A 16,864-nucleotide genomic window follows, 5' to 3' on the forward strand; every position below is an offset into this window, starting at 1 on the left:
GATGGATGCACAAGAATTCAGAAAAGATTTTATGGAAAATGTCAGGGCTGAAGCCGCGGCTACTGGCGAGGGTTCTTGTGCCTCTTTTGTCAGTAGTTTCGCTGGATATTTAGAAGGCGCAGAAGTCTTATTAGATTTCACTGCTTCATATTTTGAAGGAACAGGTAAACGTAATCGCAAGCTCCGAGTTGATGGATATGCGTTTGATGAATTTGATAAAACGATGTCGCTAGTAATAGCCGATTTCGATTCTTCAGATAGAGAAAATGTTATCACACGAACACAAGCAACGCAGTTACAAGAACGTCTCGTGTATTTCGTCGATCAGTCCTTAAATAGCTCGCTCCATAGTGAAATTGAAATGAGCAGAGCCTGCTCAGACTTGGTGGACTTGTTGCGCGAAAAAAGAGCAATAATAAGAAAATATCAGCTTCTAATATTTACAACTTCAACTATGAGTTCTGCAATTAAAGCTTTGGACATAACTGAGATCGATGGAGTACCTGTTGAGTGCCAAATTTGGGATTTAGAGCGGCTTTTCAAAGTCTGTGGCTCGGATACTGGGCGTTCAATTATTGAAATTGACTTCAAGGAGTATACCGCAAGTGGTATCCCTTGCATCGAAGCTAGTGACACCGCGACCGATGACTTCAAAAGCTATCTATGCATTATTCCGGGTATTCTTCTCGCTGATATCTATGATCGATATGGCAGTTCATTGCTTGAAGGGAACGTTCGTTCCTTTTTATCCACAAAGGTTGCTGTGAATAAGAAAATTAGAACGACTATTCTACAATGCCCGGAACGTTTCTTTGCATATAATAATGGAATAGCCGCAACGGCATTGAATATAAAAACTGAAATCACTTCACAAGGCACCTTCCTTGTCGGTGCTGCAGATTTTCAAATTATTAACGGCGGTCAAACAACAGCATCGCTTTCTAATGCTCGCCATAAAGACAAGGCAGACCTCAGTTCTATTTTTGTCCAAATGAAACTTACAGTTATTGAACGATCTCTTGCTGACGAAGCAACAGAATTAATGCAGAATATATCGCGTTCGTCTAATAGTCAGAACAAAGTAAGCGATGCCGACTTCTTCTCCACGCACCCGTTTCATGTTCGTATGGAGCAATTCTCGCAAAGGCTCTTTGCACGTGCAACAGGCGGTTCGCAGTTCGATACAAAGTGGTTTTATGAAAGAGCGCGTGGACAGTATTTGCAAAAGCAAATGCGCTTGACCCCAAGCGAAAAGAAAAAATTCTTATTGCAAAATCCCAAGAGTCAACTTGTCACAAAAACTGATCTTGCGAAAGTCCGAAACTCTTGGAAATGCTTGCCTCACATAGTGAGTAGAGGGGCTCAAACGAATTTTGCTGCCTTCGCTGAATCTACCGATAAAGACTGGGCTGAAACGGATAATGGGCTGATTTTCAATGAGAGATACTGGCAAGAGAGCGTTGCTTTGATGCTCTTATTTAGATATACTGAAAGAATGGTTTCGCATCAACCGTGGTATACTCAAAGCTATCGTGCTAACATTGTAACTTATACTATAGCATTATTACATAAACTAATAGCGGCGCAGTATCCTGATATGAACTTAGACTTGGCAAGCATATGGGCGCGACAATCTGTTCCATCTCCTATTGCTTTGGCACTAACATCCCTCTCTGAATTAGTCTATAACAAATTAACTGACCAGAGTCGCAAAGTAGAAAACGTAACCCAATGGTGCAAACGTGAAGAATGTTGGAAAAGCGTAAGTATCATTTATTTCGATTTACCGTCCGAGATCAAAACTTGCCTCATCGATAAAGAGGAAAAGAAAATAGCTGAACGCGAAGCAAAATCAGATCAGCGAATGCTATCAGGAGTCGAAATACAGACAAAAGTTTGCACAGAGATAGCCCCGGATCAATGGAATGCGGTCATGAAATTTGCGATGAGTAAGCGCATGATTACACCCGATGAAAGCACCGCGCTAAGAATCGCTTGTCAGATACCACTGAAAATACCCACACCAGCACAAAGCAAGAAACTTCTTGAAGTGTTGGAACGAGTTCAAGAGGAGGGATTCAAGCTATGAGTGAGCGGACAAAAATCAAATATAGTATCGTTGACTTGTTTGCTGGCGCAGGTGGGCTTAGTTTTGGATTCCTTCAGACTGGTCGGTTCATGGTGAAAGCTGCTTTTGAAATGAATCGATTTGCTCAGCAGACTTATCTCCGGAATCATGCAATTGAAGAAAGTTGTATGTACAGTGATGTCGAGGATGCTTTATCGGAAGAAACAAAGAAAAAACTAGGACACGTGGACATTGTCATCGGCGGGCCTCCGTGCCAAGGTTTTTCCAATGCAAACCGCCAGAAAAACCATGCAATAAGTCTCAACAACTCTCTTGTAAAGAAGTTTGTTAAGACTGTTCTTCATTTAGATCCTAAGGCGTTTTTAATGGAAAACGTTAGTATGCTTCAATCAGAGATTCATCGGTTTTTCGTTGCTGATGAGGATATGAGTGATATCGAGCAATATGGAATTCCTACGACAGATTCACAAATACATCTTCTTGAAATGGAATTTGTATTCAAAGGCATAACAGAGATTATTTCGGATGCAAATATGATTTCCCGTTATTTATGGGAAGATGAAAGTTATCTCGCTTTGAATGTAGTTTTCAAGAATCGTGGGAACATGGATAAACTCAGGGCTGCGTTAATTAAACATCGGCGTAAACTAACGGCACTTGCTAAAGAACTGCTCGATATTGAAGGCGAAAACTATATTATACAACAAGGACGGCAAGCTGGTGATGCCTTAGAACGCTATTTCAATTATGATGAAATTGATGGGCTTTGTGAAGCAATTAGACCTTCAATACTTCTACAACGTATGCTTTCTAAAGCACTGGAAATCAAAAATAATAGAATTGTTGTTGAAAGGTTCTCTGATGAGGGTGATTTGGTTGCCCATGTGAAATCTATGTCCGTCCTGGACTACATTACGTCCATATTGGAAGCGGATTGTAACGGATATACCATCAGCAAGGGTGTTTTGTCGGCAGCAACCTTCGGTGCACCTCAAAAACGAATGCGATATGTTGTTATGGGCATTAAAAAGCACATCGCAGATCACATCGAGTTGCCTGTGGGAACTATAAAAGAGGAAAACTTTAAAACTGTTCATGATGCTATTGGGGATTTGGAAGCAGTTGAACCAACGACAAGAATAGAGGAAGGTAACATTGGGGTTCCAATTGGAACTGCCCCGGATGGGATTTCTGAGCTGGGGTTGTCGTTGCATGATTCAACAATATTATATAATCATGTATCTACTGCAACAACCGAGCGTGCGCTTGAGCGATTTAAGGCAATCAGACAGGGGCAAAATTTCCACAGCCTAAAGCCAGAGCTTAAAACGACCTACTCGGATTCCGAAAGAACACAGAATACGATTTATTTGCGCTTGATCTATGATGAGCCTTCGGGAACAGTAGTAAATGTTAGAAAATCAATGTGGATTCACCCAATCCATGACCGCGCGCTTAGCATTCGCGAGGCTGCGCGTTTGCAGACTTTTCCTGATAGTTTTGTTTTCTGCGGAACTAAAGATGCTCAGTACCAACAAGTGGGTAATGCGGTGCCGCCAATCCTTGCCAAGTCGATTGCAACACATTTTCTTGAATATTTAGACGTACAGCCACAACACGTTCATAGTGTTCATGGATATATTGATGACAACCAAAGCAATTCATTGTTATTTGTCTGATGCCTGTCCAACAATGAACTAGAGCACCCTTCTGGGTGTTTTCTTTTTGAAGATCCATACATGCGATAGCCCCAGCATTACCTTCGGGGGTATGGGAGTTAACAACGGAGTACAAGGCTTCCCATTATCGGAGACCTGGCTCACTCGCGACCGGAATGGCGACTTAATTCCATTGTAATATTTAGGAGTTTTTTTGATTTAACACTATCGTCTTGAAAACTTTGAATTTATTTGGTATTTTAATAATGGTGTTTTCCCACATGGACTATTTGAGAAACATGGCAAATAAGAAATTGATACTTATGTGCAGGCGAAATGACAGAAAATTTTGACGTTGTCGTTTCATGACAAGGTCTTTTTTGTTTAGCCAGTTTTGTATTCCACGGTTCAAAGAACTCTCAATATCAGCATGTCGGAAGCGCTGTGCCCCCATATTGGACAAGCCGTTACTGAATGTCTGCTAGAACAGCTAGGTCTTAGATCGGACAGTTCATTGCTAGATAATTTGGAATTAATAAATGTGCTTTTGATGATATGCTTTTTCTAAGGTTGGGTGATACTGTTGCCATATGATATGTTTGATCCGCAGAAACGAAGTGAAATTATGTCTCGAATTCGTTCAAAAAACACCAAGGGCGAAATAATTGTGCGAAAGTATTTGCATCGGTTAGGTTTTCGTTTCCGTCTGCATGATTCTAAATTGCCTGGGAAGCCAGATATTGTGTTGCCCAAATATAAGAGTGTGATTTTTGTACATGGTTGTTTCTGGCATGGCCATCAAGGATGCAAGTATTACCGCGTCCCCAAGACCAATCCTGAGTATTGGATTCCAAAGATTCGGCGAAATGTGGAAAGAGACAACGAATCAGTATGTGCTCTCTCAGCCATGGGTTGGGGGGTGGAGATCATATGGGAATGTGAATTGAAGAAGGATTCAGAGAAACGATTGGATGAACTGGCTCATTCAATCGTTTTTATAAATTAAGCGACAAATAAGGGACGTGAGAGTTGCAGCGTACTATAAAATGGAGGATTGTGAGGTGATTTTTTGAAATTTATTGATTTCGATGAAGTAAAAAAACTAAAATCCGTCATTATCAAGCTTCAAAAAAGCTCTCGGAATGAAGCTGTTGATTTCATAAAAAACGATGGATTTAATTTTCACAGACTATTTTTGCATTCAGGTTTCATTTTTGTATTTCAGCCATGTGAACTTAATAAAATTCTGTCCGGTATGGATACTGATATCGATAGAGATACAAAAATCAAAGAAGATTTAGATTTATTGATCTTTCTGATTTCAAGAGAAAAAGACTATGAAGAACAGATAACTCATTTAATCAATACGACTAAAGAGAGCGAGGACGAAGGTGCAAAACCTGTGAAAGCTGGGGATACCGGAGTGGCAGGCGCACCAATAGGGAAACACCCGACTGGGCTACTGGCAAATAGCCGTAAGCGCAATATTGAATCGCTCTGTAACAAACGAAAGACTCGAACAGGCAGGGTATTATGACTTCTCTGCTCAGTACGAGCACTTACGTCAATTGCTCTCAAACGGTTGAACCGTCGTATACCGTACGGTACGACGGTGGTGTGGAAGGTCGGCTACTCAAGGTATGCAAGATGGGAGCGCCGGCGAATTCCCCTTGCGAAAGCTTTCGAAAACGCGGTTGTTGCCGTTGTCGCTACGTAACTGAGAGAGGATTAACGGGGATGACGATTCGGCGACCTACAAGGGCGCTTATTTAATCATTAGCAAACGGCACGATGCACCCGCTGAGGCGCTGAGGGTTGACGGGAAACGTTGGCGCATAGAAGTGTTCTTTTGGGCAGTCAAACAAGAGCTTGAATGAGCATTGCCATTCCACGTAGTAGTCTCACCAGCTCGCTCACATGAAACTGTGTTGTTTGCCACGGAGACGTTGCTCACCTTTGCATTATGGCAAATGGGGCAAAGAAAAACGAGTGATCACGAAGGCTACACCCACGGTGCAATGGTCCGTTTCCTCTTTCACTCATTGTCAGATCAGCCGGAAAACCCGCAAAGGAATCCAACGAATCTATGTTGATTTTGACATAGAGGCTCAACGCTTTACAAGTTTTATTTCGGTTTATTTGCCCACGTCAATTCTTATGACTTGGTGGCCTCTTTTGGCGTCGCCAGATTCAGCGGGCTTCCAGTTAATTCAACAAAGTGCATAAGTCATGGTATATTAAGTGCATTCGATGGAATAGACATTGCAAGTAATGTGTTGGACATTTTGCCGGGTCATCTTTCAAAAAAAGATTGTAAGGTTTAAGTAATATTTCTATGGTTATGAAATCGGACTTAAAGACTACTTCAAGACTTAATGTTCTATCAGAAGTTTTTAAACTACAACAGTATCATGCTCGAGTGGCCGCGAGGTATGACTTGGGTTCTCGAAGATTTTGTGTGTCTTGAGCGATGACAGATTAATTATTATCGCTCTCAGCTGCTCCTTCGACCACAAACCCAAATGTATTTTCCAAGCTTTCTATTACTTTCATTTATACATAAAGTATTTTACAGACTCACTTATCGAGCTCGCCAAAATGAACTTAGGGGACTGTAAGATTTCAGGGGACAGTAATTTTCTAACCATAATAATTGATGGTTTGAGCGGAGATATACTAAATAGGCTATCTTGGATTGTCAACACTAAACTGGACAACGATTATGAGGGCTGGGTTCTAGCTTCAACGGGCGTGCGGTACTCTAGCGTTCCATGAATTCGATGATGATTGAACCAATGAACGTTATCGCTGAGTTCCAGAGCCAACTGTTTCAGGCTTTGAAAGTGAGTCTGATTGGCGAATTCCGTTTTGAATATTTTGTAGGTCGCTTCTGCCACCGCGTTATCATACGGGCAGCCTTTGTTACTGAGGGAGCGGCTAATACCGAATGTCTCTAACGCTTTCGAAATCAGTTTGTTGTCGAATTCTCTTCCGCGATCGGTATGGAACATTTGAATGCGGTCCAACCGAACGGAGATGCTCACAATGGCCTTATAGACGAGTGCAGCGTCCTTCCTGGCCCCACAGCTATATCCGATGATTTCGCGGTTAAACAGGTCGACAAAAAGACATACGTAGTTCCACTTGCCTGCTACTCGTACGTATGTCAAATCGCTCACCACAACGGCGTATGGCTCTTCCTGATTGAACTTACGCTTTAATTGGTTCTTCACCTCAGACTTATTGGAATCGCTCTTGTGCGGCTTGTATTGCGCTACCGTATACGTGGAGACCAAACCATGCTTCTTCATGATCTGTCCAATTTTACGTGTATTATGACGGAAAATTAATGTCGAAAAAGGAATTTTCAGTTGAATTGTGGAATAAGTCTAATGGACTATTAAAGTTGCGTTTTTCGGAGTGAAGATATATGAAGTTCTATATCGGTGTTACGGATTATAACTGGTTTCGATATTTGGCTAATGAACAGCCGGATGAACTGAATTTTTGGCAGCCGGGTGGCAGACAATCATTTAAAGCTATCCAGGCCGATGATCTCTTTCTATTCAAATTACATAGTCCCAATAATTTTATTGTCGGCGGAGGCTTCTTTGTCCGTCATTCCTTTTTGCCTGTCTCGTTGTCTTGGGAAGCCTTTGGAAATAAGAACGGAACAAGCGATTACCTGAGCTTTCGGAATGCAATTCATAAGTACCGTAAGAGTGATTTTCGTTCGGAACCCGATCCGACGATTGGTTGTATCATCCTCTCGATGCCATTTTTCTTTGACAAAAAGGACTGGATTCCTGTGCCCGAGGACTGGAAACCAAATATTGTACAAGGTAAAACATATGATACCGATACTGAAATCGGACATTTACTATACTCACAAGTTCAAACTAAATTGCATAGATATTCGCTAAACCATACTGAAATACTTATGGAAAAGAATGAAGCAAATAGATACGGGTCGGAGCAAATTATTCATCCAAGAATTGGCCAGGGAACGTTTAAGATAATGGTGACTGAAGCCTATCACCGCCGTTGTGCAATAACAGGCGAGAAAACATTGCCAGTTCTGGAGGCTGCACATATAAAGCCATATTCTCAGAATGGCCCTCATATGACAAGCAATGGATTATTGTTGAGGAAAGATATTCATACCTTGTTTGATCGAGGGTATATCACGATCAATGCCGATTTACACATTGAGGTGAGCAAGAGGATTAAAGAGGATTACGGTAACGGAAGAGAGTATTATGCATTCCATGGCAAGAGTTTGGCTGAAGTCCCTGACAATATTAATGAAAAACCTTCGATTCAATATCTTAGATGGCATAATGAAAATGTGTACTTGGCCTGAATATAAAGATTTTCTCTTTGTATTAAATAAAAGCATACGCGTGCAGACAAGATATTGTTGCCGCAGTTTATAACCGATTCGCGTTTGAGAACAGAAGTAGTATTAAAACGTTGTTAATATGTGATTGATGGCGCGTAGGTGGCAGACTCTCGTAAGATTTATGAAGGTTGGCAAGTGATTTTGTCTCATTGAACCAGCTGTCGAAAAACGAAAGGAATTATGTCTTTGCCAAAATCTTGACAGAAAGAATATATAGAGGTGCGAACATTGATTATTTACAGCAGCAGCGCTCGTGAATTTAGAGAGAAAGTCGATAGCAATCTGCTTACGGTATCAATCGAAGAAGCCTTCGTGAAAAAGATGGGAATGCAGCCGAGCCGCGGAGAGATTAGGGCTTGGAATAATTCGATGCAATTTATGGAGCGTGTCATTCGCAATTCCCAAATTGCGGACGATTGTGGAATCTTGATCGAATACAACATCCCGGCAACTAGTAAAAGAGTTGATTTTATCGTAACGGGACAAGATGAGGATGGAAATAATAATTTTATCATCGTGGAACTGAAGCAATGGGACTCGGCCAAAGCAACGGATCGGGAGGATGTGGTCCTGGCTTGTGTTGGAGGTAAGGAACGAGAAATGACGCATCCTTCCTATCAAGCATGGTCGTATAGACAGCATTTGGAGGATATGAACGAAGCTGTTTACTCTAATCAACTTCATAGCTACTCCTGTGCCTTTCTACATAATTACAGAACTCCGCAGCCAGATCCGCTTCAGAGCGAGCAATATCAACCCATTATTCAAAAAGCGCCCTTATTTCTATCTGAAGATACGCTGAAGCTTCAGGAGTTTATCCATAAGCATACTGGTCAGGGCAATGGGATAAATCTGCTGTACCTTATCGAAAATGGGAAAATCCGCCCTTCCAAGAAGCTTATTGAACATATCGATGGATTGTTTAAAGGGAACTCTGAATTCACGCTATTGGATGAACAGAAGATTGCCTATGAATCCATCCTGAGCGAAGCGAACGACATAACAAAGAAGAAAACGATCATCGTGAAGGGCGGCCCCGGAACCGGAAAGTCGGTCATCTCGATGAACGCATTAGGCGGACTCCTCAGGAAGAAATTGAATGCTAAGTTCGTCGCCCCCAATGCTTCCTTCCGGTCGGCAATGGTCGAGACCCTGGTTAAACAACAACCCAAAAGTAAATCGAGAACGAAGGTTCTCTTCGCCGGTTCCGGTCAATTTTACGATTCTACTCCCGACTTCTTTGACGTCTTGATTGTCGACGAAGCCCACCGGCTTAAAGGGAAAGGCGCCTATATGTACCAAGGTTTGAATCAAATCGAGGATATTATCAAAGCGTCCAAGATAAATGTATTCTTTATCGATGACTATCAGCGTATTCGACCAGACGATATAGGCACCGTCGAGGAGATAAAACGAATCGCACATATGAACGGCTCGGTAGTCTTGGAGTATGCCCTGTCCGCGCAATTTAGATGTTCGGGGGCGGAGGGATTCCTGAATTGGATCGATCATATTTTTCAGATTCGAGAGACGGGCAACTTTGACGGTTGGGATCAAGAGGCTTTTCAGTTTGTTCTCTTGGATAATCCCAATTCCGTTTATAGTCACATTAAGCAGAAAGCCGATGAGGGCTACAAAGCTCGAATGTTGGCCGGATATGCCTGGAACTGGACCGATGCGAAGGAGGGCAACCCAAATGGAGAAGTTGAAGATGTTATCATTGCGGAGCATCAGTTCAAAATGCCCTGGAATGGGCGAGCGCTGCCTACATGGGCGATAGACGAAAGAGGAGTCGAACAGATCGGGTGTGTACACACTTCGCAAGGGTTGGAATTCGATTATGTGGGCGTCATCATCGGCAATGATCTCAAATATGATCCGGAAGCGAAGCGGATTTATGCCGACTATGAAGAATACAAGGACAAGCTTGGGAAAAGAGGGCTTAAGAATGATAACCAACAGCTAACAAAACTGATTAAAAATATATACAAAGTCTTGATCTCCAGGGGCATGAAGGGATGCTTCTTATATTGTCGTAACCCGGAGCTCCGGGATTATCTAAGGGCGCATTTAAATCGAATCTTTATGCTGGATGCGGTGTCTCAACTAGAAAGGGAATAATTGATTTAAAAAGGGATCTCCTCCACGTTTCCGTGGAATTGAGGTCCCTTTCGTATAGGGGGTGGGGAGCGAGCCATATTGCATGGTCCTAAAAGGTTTGGAATCAAAGGTACTAAATTGGACCAATATCGTCGTTTAGGCGTGTTTCTGTTTAGCGAATCGCAGTAAGAAATAACTTCAAAAGGGCGTAAGCATCTTTACGTTGCTTCTCTGTACACTGTTTCAGGGCATCGATAATAAGTTCCGCTTCATTACTGTTAGCCGCTTGGTTCGAAGCCCCAAGAAGAAGTTGATCAGGAGAAAGCTTTAAGAGGGAACAAATACTCAGCATCGTTTCGATGGACATCCCCGCTTGACCGCGTTCGATATCCGCACAAAATTTGGGCACCCGGCCTATTCGTTCTGCCAATTCTTCCTGAGAGATATCCAAAGCTTTTCTTCGTGCCCGTATGCGTTCGCCTACGGCATTTTTATCGTACATGTCGATTCCCTCTTCTTCAAACCGAGTTTTCAGTTCCTATTATGGTGGAGTTTAGAATTGACTTTAATGAGTTTAAAAGGTACTATTTTCAGTAGTTAATAATGTATTATCTCCAGTGTTACCAGGATTGGCCTCACTGATACCACAATTGTAAGACCGGAAATAACATCAAATTTGAGCAAGAACGGAGAGATCGGCGTGAAGGAATGGGCGGAGCAGATCGAAATGGAAAAACAAAAGCTCAATCGGCTTGGAAGTGAATCTTTGGCTCAGGGAATTCCGTTGTCTGAAAACGATGCACTTCAAGCTCAAAGCAGAAAAGTGGACGAACTCATTGTCCAATTACATAGGAAGTCGGAACTCAATCGGCAGTCCGGCCAAGCCTAAGTTATTGGGAAGGAGGTTTTGACAAATGGAACTCCCGCCATGGTTCCAAAACGCAATTCAGAGTCGACTGGAAGACGTTACAGCAATGATCAGACGTCAGTCGGAGCAGTGCAAACTTAACGACGAAGAAAATAAAGCTTTTGAGGCTATGTTTTCCGGTGTAGATAAAACGCTACTGCCGGGATTTATGGAATGGGAGGACAAGCATCATTTCAATCGGGCTTTGGAGAATGAGCGGCTTTATCTGCAGGGGATGAGGAATGGTGCGCAGCTTGTTTTTGCTCTACTGAATGGCACATTGCCTGGTGAGAAAACGTAGACGATCCTGAAATTGTGAGATGTTTATCTAAATTACGCCGGTTCGCGAAGATTTGCTGTAAAAAACGTTTAGGAGATGAGAATCGATGAGGACGATTCCTACCAACCGCTACTATCCTTCAATGGGACATTTGCTAGACGTATATGACCGCGGCGGGAGAAGGCTGGGGTTTGACGCAGAAGATCTGTCCGAATATGAAGATTGGAAAAAAACGGCGAGATCCAAATTAACGGAGATTACGGGGATCGATCAGATGGAAACCTGCGATTTACAGCCTGCTCTGCTGGAATCTGTGCAACAGAACGGATTCCAGAGGGATAAGATGGCGATTCAGACGGAACCGGACGTCTGGATGCCCTTCTATCTGCTTGTTCCTGACGACTTGAAAGCCGGCGAGCGGCGCCCGTGCGTCATCGCTCCGCATGGCCATGGCATCGCGGGGAAATATGGAGTTGCCGGAAGGACGGATATTCCCGCCGTGAAGGATGCGATTGAGAAATACAATAGCGATTACGGCGTCCAATTCGTGAAACGGGGTTATCTCGTTTTCTGCCCGGATGCCAGGGGGGTTGGCGAACGCAGGGAGTGGACAGGGCAGTCGGACCAGGAGAGCGATTTGTTAAAGAGCACTTGTGCGCAGCTGAATCACATGGCGATCAGCATGGGACAGTCCGTCACCGGGATGTGGGTATGGGATCTCATGCGGTTGTTGGATTACATAGCAACCCGGGAAGACTGCAGAGCCGATCGCATCGCATGCTGCGGCCTGTCCGGGGGAGGACTGCAGACGTTGTGGCTTGCTGCCCTGGATGACAGGGTGAGATGCGCCGTCATCAGCGGGTATTTCTATGGATACAGAGATTCTCTGTTGAAATTATCCAATAATTGCTCCTGCAACTATGTACCGCATGTATGGCAGCATGTAGATATGGGAGATCTCGGCGCATTGATCGCTCCGAGGCCGCTCTTGATCGAGACGGGCGATCAAGATCCGCTAAACGGGGAACGGGGGCTCGCCAACGTAACCGAACAGTTCGAAATAACAAACAAGGCCTATAGTCTATTGGGGGCGGCGGATAAGCTGAATCATTATATTTTTGAAGGCGGGCATCAATGGCAAGGAGCCCAATCGTATGAGTTCGTTGACAAGTGGCTGCAATAGGGGACTAGGATTCTATAACCGGAATGTGGAAGATAAGCCCAGGCGTATTCAACGCTTGGGCTCTTATCCTATTGCCATCTCCTGCGCCGTTCGGCGCTCATCCACTCGGGCGTCCAGGTTTGCTCTTTGTCATCGATACGTTTGCCTGGCGGAACAATGGCATCAATCGCATCCAACACATCGGTGCCGAGCCTCAACTCTGCACCGGAAATATAGGCTTTTAATTGCTCTAAGGTGCGCGGTCCCCATAGGGTCGATGTGACGGACGGATGACTTTGGGTAAAAGCGACGGCCATATCCGCGAGTAGAATCCCCGCTTCATTTGCAAGCTCTTGCAGCTTTTCAATGATCGTAAACTTATACTCATTCTCAGCTAACTCGGGATCTAACGTATCCGCATATCCTTTTAAAGTGGCAGCGCGCGAATCGCTTTGTGCAGCCTGACCCGCCTTGTATTTTCCAGTTAGTAAGCCGCCGGATAAGGGACTGTACACCAATAGAGAAAGGTCATATTGTTTAGCGACCTCAGCAAGTTCAAATTCCATTCGCCGATTAATCAGAGAATAGGGGGTTTGCTCGCTTACAAATCGCTGAATAGGATATCGATCGCTAATGGCTTGTGCTTGAACCATTTGCCAGCCCAGGTGATTGGAAGTGCCGATATGATGAATTTTCCCTTCTCTCGCCAAATCGTTCAACGTTAATAGAATCTCCTCATAAGCAACAAATTCAAAAGGAAGATGGAGTTGATAGAGGTCAATATAATCGGTCTGCAATCGTAATAGACTTTGTTCAACAGCCGTTCGGATCCAACGACGGGATGCGCCGCTATGATTTAATTCATGAGCAGCCTCCGCACCAAATTTAGAAGCTAATAGGACATTCTGCCGCCTGTTCTTAATCGCTTTTCCGATAATGCGTTCCGATTCCCCATTTCCGTATCTGTTGGATGTATCGATCAGATTGATGCCATAATCCAATGCTTCATCAATCATCTTTATACTCTCTTCTTCGCTTGCCCTAGATCCAAAGCTTGATCCGCCTAATGCAAACGCGCTGACTTTGGTACCCGTCTTCCCAAGATATCGGTATTCCATGGTTTTCCTCCCTGAATTTATAATGAACTCGTGTTGATTAAGGCTATAGCAGTCATTATAATCAGGCATGACAAGGGGTTCAATGAACATAAAAGGCCGAGTGTTGATTAATAGATACAACGCGAAAAGTGTTGATAACGAACGCATTTCATAGCAGGAGGAAAACAAATGATCGAAAATAGTACGGATACGAGAGTGATCCGCAGTCGTACCCTAATGGAGAACGCATTGTTGTCTATTTTAGAGAAAGAAGGGGTTAAAAGGCTGACAGTTAAAAACCTTTGCCAAGTAGCGGGAATAAATCGAGGCACCTTTTATTTGCATTATAAAGATATTTTTCATCTGATTGAGGAAACGGCCTTGATTCAAGGATTATTAAGTGTATTTGAACCTGTCCGTATTCAGGAGTTGAGGAACTATCCTGATCATGAAGGAGCTTATCCTCCGATCGCCAAAGCCTTTCAATACATGCATAAGCATGCCAGCTTTTTTAAAGCGCTATTCCATTCGGAAGCTCCGGCAGAATTAAAAGAACGGCTCCAGTATCTAGTAGGCACACGCTTGTATGAGAATCTGAGACGAGATCAAGCGGATAAGAATGAAAGTCTATTTACCGACTACGCAATTGCTTATTTAGGAAATGCACAGTTTGGAATGATCCAACACTGGTTTAAGACGGATCGTGCCATGCCTCCTGAAGATATAGCGAGGATGTTGACCGCATATATACGCCATGCACCATGTCTTGACCACAAGGTTTGAAGTTTGGAAGGTACTGCAGTCCGGAACCCTGCACACGACCGCTCTGATGGCGATTCATCAAGCGGTTTATTCTTTTTTTAGACTTCGTTTAGATCCCTGTTAGAGCCCCTTTAGAAATAACCCCTAAACTGAAAAGGAAAACAGTTGAAGAAGGGGAGGGAACTCGTCAGTTCATCCGGCTGGAGGCCGGTAAGTCCATGGCGTAAACGGGTATGCAAAAGAAACCGTCTGTGCTGCTCCGAGCGATCAAAAGGGTACAGGACCACCCGGTTCTTTATAGCGGTAAAAAAATTCATATCGTCTATTTCGGAATCTTCAGCGCCTTGAACGCGATGTCGATCCTAACCGCTTTCTATTATTACTTGTTCATTCACGGATATGCCGTCCCGGAAAGCACTTACTACATGCTGCCGGTCGGGGGATGGATGGTTTGGGCCGGCGCCAGGCTCATGCATCTGATGGCGCTCGGGAAGAAATTTTACCGGAATCCCAGAAAATATTTGTTCGAGACCGGGTTTTACTTCCAGGGCGGAATCGTAGGTGCCGTTCTATGGTCGATTCTATATGCTTCCGTTGCGAACATCCCGCTCAGCTTCGTTTGGGACGGTCTTTGCTTCGGTACGCTGCTGGGACAATTTTTCGGACGAATCGGTTGTTTTAATTACGGGTGCTGTTACGGGAAAACAACGACTTCCCGATGGGGCGTCGCCTACACCAACTTGAAATCGAAAATTTTACGGCTTCATCCCGAGCTCCAAGGCGTGCGCGTTCATCCGGTGCAGCTCTACAAGGCCGGCCTGAATCTCGCCGCTTTTACGACCTTGATGTGCCTCATTCCCTTACATCTGCCCAACGGTCTCATTACCATCGGGTTTCTCATCTACCATGGAGCGACGCGCATCATGATGGAATGGTTTCGCGCGGACATTTATTTCCATCAAAAGAGAAACCGGATTACCTATTACTTTTCGGTGATGGCGATCCTCTCGCCCATTCCGCTGCTGTTGTTCGGGAAGGCTGCCGATCCCTTATTTGGGCAGCGCAGTCCGCTATCCGAGCCTCATTCGCTGAAGTCCGTGAATCAGCTTTTGTTCCATACTCCGTATTTGATAGAGATCATTCTGCTCATCGGGGCCATCATGTTCGTCGGGTACGGAATTCACGGCAAAACTTTAGGAAGATTTCCCATTCCGGAGAGGGGGACACATGAACACCACCGTGATGATCGTCGGGGCCGGTCCCTACGGCATTAGTCTGGCCTATGAGCTTTGGCGGCGCAAAGTGCCGTTCGTCATCGCGGGGCAGCCCTTCTCGCTTTGGTTCGATCATACGCTCGGCTCCATGTCGATACGGTCCGACTATCATACGAGCGAGATCTATACGCGAGACAAAATGTTCAACATCGAGCGCTTTATCCGGCAGAAATTCCCCGACCGGGCCGACGAGCTGTTGAACCATCGCATCCCGACTTCGGTATTTCGCGATTATTTGCGGGATGTGTTGAAGCGCTTGCCATTTCCAATCGAACGGCAAAAAGTGGTTCATGTGAAGAAGCAGGGGGCCTTCTTCGTACACACGTTGGAAGACGGGCGGCAAGTGGTCTCCGAGGCGAGCGTCATGGCCACGGGCATCGAGAATCACCGCGTGATTCCGGACGGTCTGGCACCGCTGAGATCCGACCTTGTGTTGCACAGCTGGCAGGTGGCGGACTACGAGAAGCTAAAAAACAAGCGTCTGCTCGTTGTAGGAGCAGGGCAGTCCGCCGCGGAATGCGCCGCCCATCTGTCCAAGGAAAACCAGGTCACCTGGGTCATGCGCAAGCAACCCGTGTTCTATTCCGAGCCGATCAATCTGCCAAAGCCGGTGTTCAAGTTCATCCTGTACGCCACTCCGTATTACTATTTCCTGCCGCCGCGGATCAAATCGCTGCTCGGCCAGAAATTCGTCGAGACGACCATTACGCCGGATATGAAAAGCCTATGGGAATCGAAAGACCTTCGCACCGTCTATGCGGACGTAAACGACTTGAAGCTGTATGAGGAGGAAGGCGGACCCATCCGATCGGGCGTATTGAACGAGTCCTATGATAGGGTGATCGCGGCGACAGGCTTCCGCTACCGATTGGATGCGCTCCGCTTCCTGGATCCCGGTCTTCGGCGTGCCATTCGAGTCGAAGGCGACATCCCGATCGTCAATTTCCGATTTGAGACGAGCGTAGCAAAGCTGTTTATGGTCGGCGGAATCACGGAACCCCGTTATGGCCCCGCACAGCGGTTCATGATCGGGGCGAGACACGCTGCGCTTACTTTAGGGAGAGAATTGTGCCCATGATTGTTCCTTTGTCGCCGTTGCAAAGATGCGATGCTTTTTCGCGCCAAGCGCCGAT

Annotated in this window: 15 protein-coding genes; 12 read left to right on the top strand and 3 right to left on the bottom strand. The window is 44.8% G+C overall.

Features of this window, described 5'->3' with window-relative positions; translation table 11 throughout:
* The first annotated feature begins 1 nt into the window (after position 1).
* The 4 genes from H7C18_RS24295 to H7C18_RS24310 all read left to right on the top strand — a co-directional run bounded on the left by H7C18_RS24295 (position 2) and on the right by H7C18_RS24310 (position 5,284).
* Positions 2-2,089, top strand: coding sequence for an AIPR family protein (locus tag H7C18_RS24295; RefSeq protein WP_185131708.1), 2,088 nt, complete (start codon positions 2-4; stop codon positions 2,087-2,089).
* Positions 2,086-3,768, top strand: a complete 1,683-nt coding sequence (locus tag H7C18_RS24300; protein ID WP_185131709.1) for a DNA cytosine methyltransferase — start codon at positions 2,086-2,088, stop codon at positions 3,766-3,768. Before H7C18_RS24295 ends, H7C18_RS24300 begins: the two co-directional genes overlap by 4 nt.
* Before the next feature lie 574 nt (positions 3,769-4,342).
* Positions 4,343-4,753 (top strand): very short patch repair endonuclease, encoded by a 411-nt coding sequence (locus H7C18_RS24305; protein WP_185131996.1) that lies wholly within the window; start codon positions 4,343-4,345, stop codon positions 4,751-4,753.
* A 63-nt stretch (positions 4,754-4,816) separates the two neighbouring features.
* Complete coding sequence (locus H7C18_RS24310) at positions 4,817-5,284, top strand: hypothetical protein (RefSeq protein ID WP_185131710.1); 468 nt, start codon at positions 4,817-4,819, stop codon at positions 5,282-5,284.
* A gap of 1,183 nt (positions 5,285-6,467) precedes the next feature.
* Here the strand turns inward: H7C18_RS24310 and H7C18_RS24315 are convergent.
* A complete protein-coding gene (locus tag H7C18_RS24315; RefSeq protein ID WP_420481886.1) occupies positions 6,468-7,124 on the bottom strand; it encodes an IS3 family transposase in 657 nt (218 codons plus the stop codon).
* A 53-nt stretch (positions 7,125-7,177) separates the two neighbouring features.
* Here H7C18_RS24315 and H7C18_RS24320 point away from each other — a divergent pair, with 53 nt between their 5' ends.
* Positions 7,178-8,110, top strand: a complete 933-nt coding sequence (locus H7C18_RS24320) for an HNH endonuclease (protein ID WP_185131712.1) — start codon at positions 7,178-7,180, stop codon at positions 8,108-8,110.
* A 267-nt stretch (positions 8,111-8,377) separates the two neighbouring features.
* The gene (locus H7C18_RS24325) at positions 8,378-10,270 is read left to right on the top strand and encodes a DUF2075 domain-containing protein (RefSeq protein ID WP_185131713.1); all 1,893 of its coding nucleotides are present in this window, start codon (positions 8,378-8,380) and stop codon (positions 10,268-10,270) included.
* Between the two features lie 151 nt (positions 10,271-10,421).
* On the opposite strand, the gene H7C18_RS24330 is transcribed toward H7C18_RS24325, so the two are convergent.
* A complete protein-coding gene (locus H7C18_RS24330) occupies positions 10,422-10,751 on the bottom strand; it encodes a helix-turn-helix domain-containing protein (RefSeq protein ID WP_202887413.1) in 330 nt (109 codons plus the stop codon).
* 198 nt (positions 10,752-10,949) lie between these two features.
* Between H7C18_RS24330 and H7C18_RS24335 the strand changes: the two genes are divergently transcribed.
* The 3 genes from H7C18_RS24335 (at position 10,950) to H7C18_RS24345 (ending at position 12,619) form a co-directional block, all read left to right on the top strand.
* Entirely contained in the window at positions 10,950-11,138 is a 189-nt protein-coding gene (locus H7C18_RS24335; RefSeq protein ID WP_337913899.1) for an aspartyl-phosphate phosphatase Spo0E family protein, read from the top strand.
* 25 nt (positions 11,139-11,163) lie between these two features.
* A complete protein-coding gene (locus tag H7C18_RS24340) occupies positions 11,164-11,457 on the top strand; it encodes a hypothetical protein (protein ID WP_185132023.1) in 294 nt (97 codons plus the stop codon).
* Positions 11,458-11,542: 85 nt separating this feature from the next.
* On the top strand, positions 11,543-12,619 hold the full coding sequence (locus H7C18_RS24345) for a dienelactone hydrolase family protein (protein WP_185131714.1): 1,077 nt from the start codon (positions 11,543-11,545) through the stop codon (positions 12,617-12,619).
* Between the two features lie 68 nt (positions 12,620-12,687).
* Here H7C18_RS24345 and H7C18_RS24350 read toward each other — a convergent pair whose 3' ends face one another.
* Positions 12,688-13,716: an aldo/keto reductase gene (locus tag H7C18_RS24350; RefSeq protein WP_185131715.1), complete on the bottom strand. Its 1,029-nt coding sequence runs from the start codon at positions 13,714-13,716 to the stop codon at positions 12,688-12,690.
* A 168-nt stretch (positions 13,717-13,884) separates the two neighbouring features.
* Here H7C18_RS24350 and H7C18_RS24355 point away from each other — a divergent pair, with 168 nt between their 5' ends.
* The 3 genes from H7C18_RS24355 to H7C18_RS24365 all read left to right on the top strand — a co-directional run bounded on the left by H7C18_RS24355 (position 13,885) and on the right by H7C18_RS24365 (position 16,809).
* A complete protein-coding gene (locus H7C18_RS24355; protein WP_202887418.1) occupies positions 13,885-14,478 on the top strand; it encodes a TetR/AcrR family transcriptional regulator in 594 nt (197 codons plus the stop codon).
* A gap of 212 nt (positions 14,479-14,690) precedes the next feature.
* Positions 14,691-15,731, top strand: coding sequence for a prolipoprotein diacylglyceryl transferase (locus H7C18_RS24360; protein WP_185131716.1), 1,041 nt, complete (start codon positions 14,691-14,693; stop codon positions 15,729-15,731).
* Positions 15,685-16,809: an NAD(P)-binding domain-containing protein gene (locus tag H7C18_RS24365; RefSeq protein WP_185131717.1), complete on the top strand. Its 1,125-nt coding sequence runs from the start codon at positions 15,685-15,687 to the stop codon at positions 16,807-16,809. Before H7C18_RS24360 ends, H7C18_RS24365 begins: the two co-directional genes overlap by 47 nt.
* Positions 16,810-16,864 lie beyond the last annotated feature (55 nt).

Origin of the sequence: Cohnella zeiphila, assembly GCF_014212055.1 — a bacterium.
GTDB lineage: Bacteria > Bacillota > Bacilli > Paenibacillales > Paenibacillaceae > Cohnella > Cohnella zeiphila.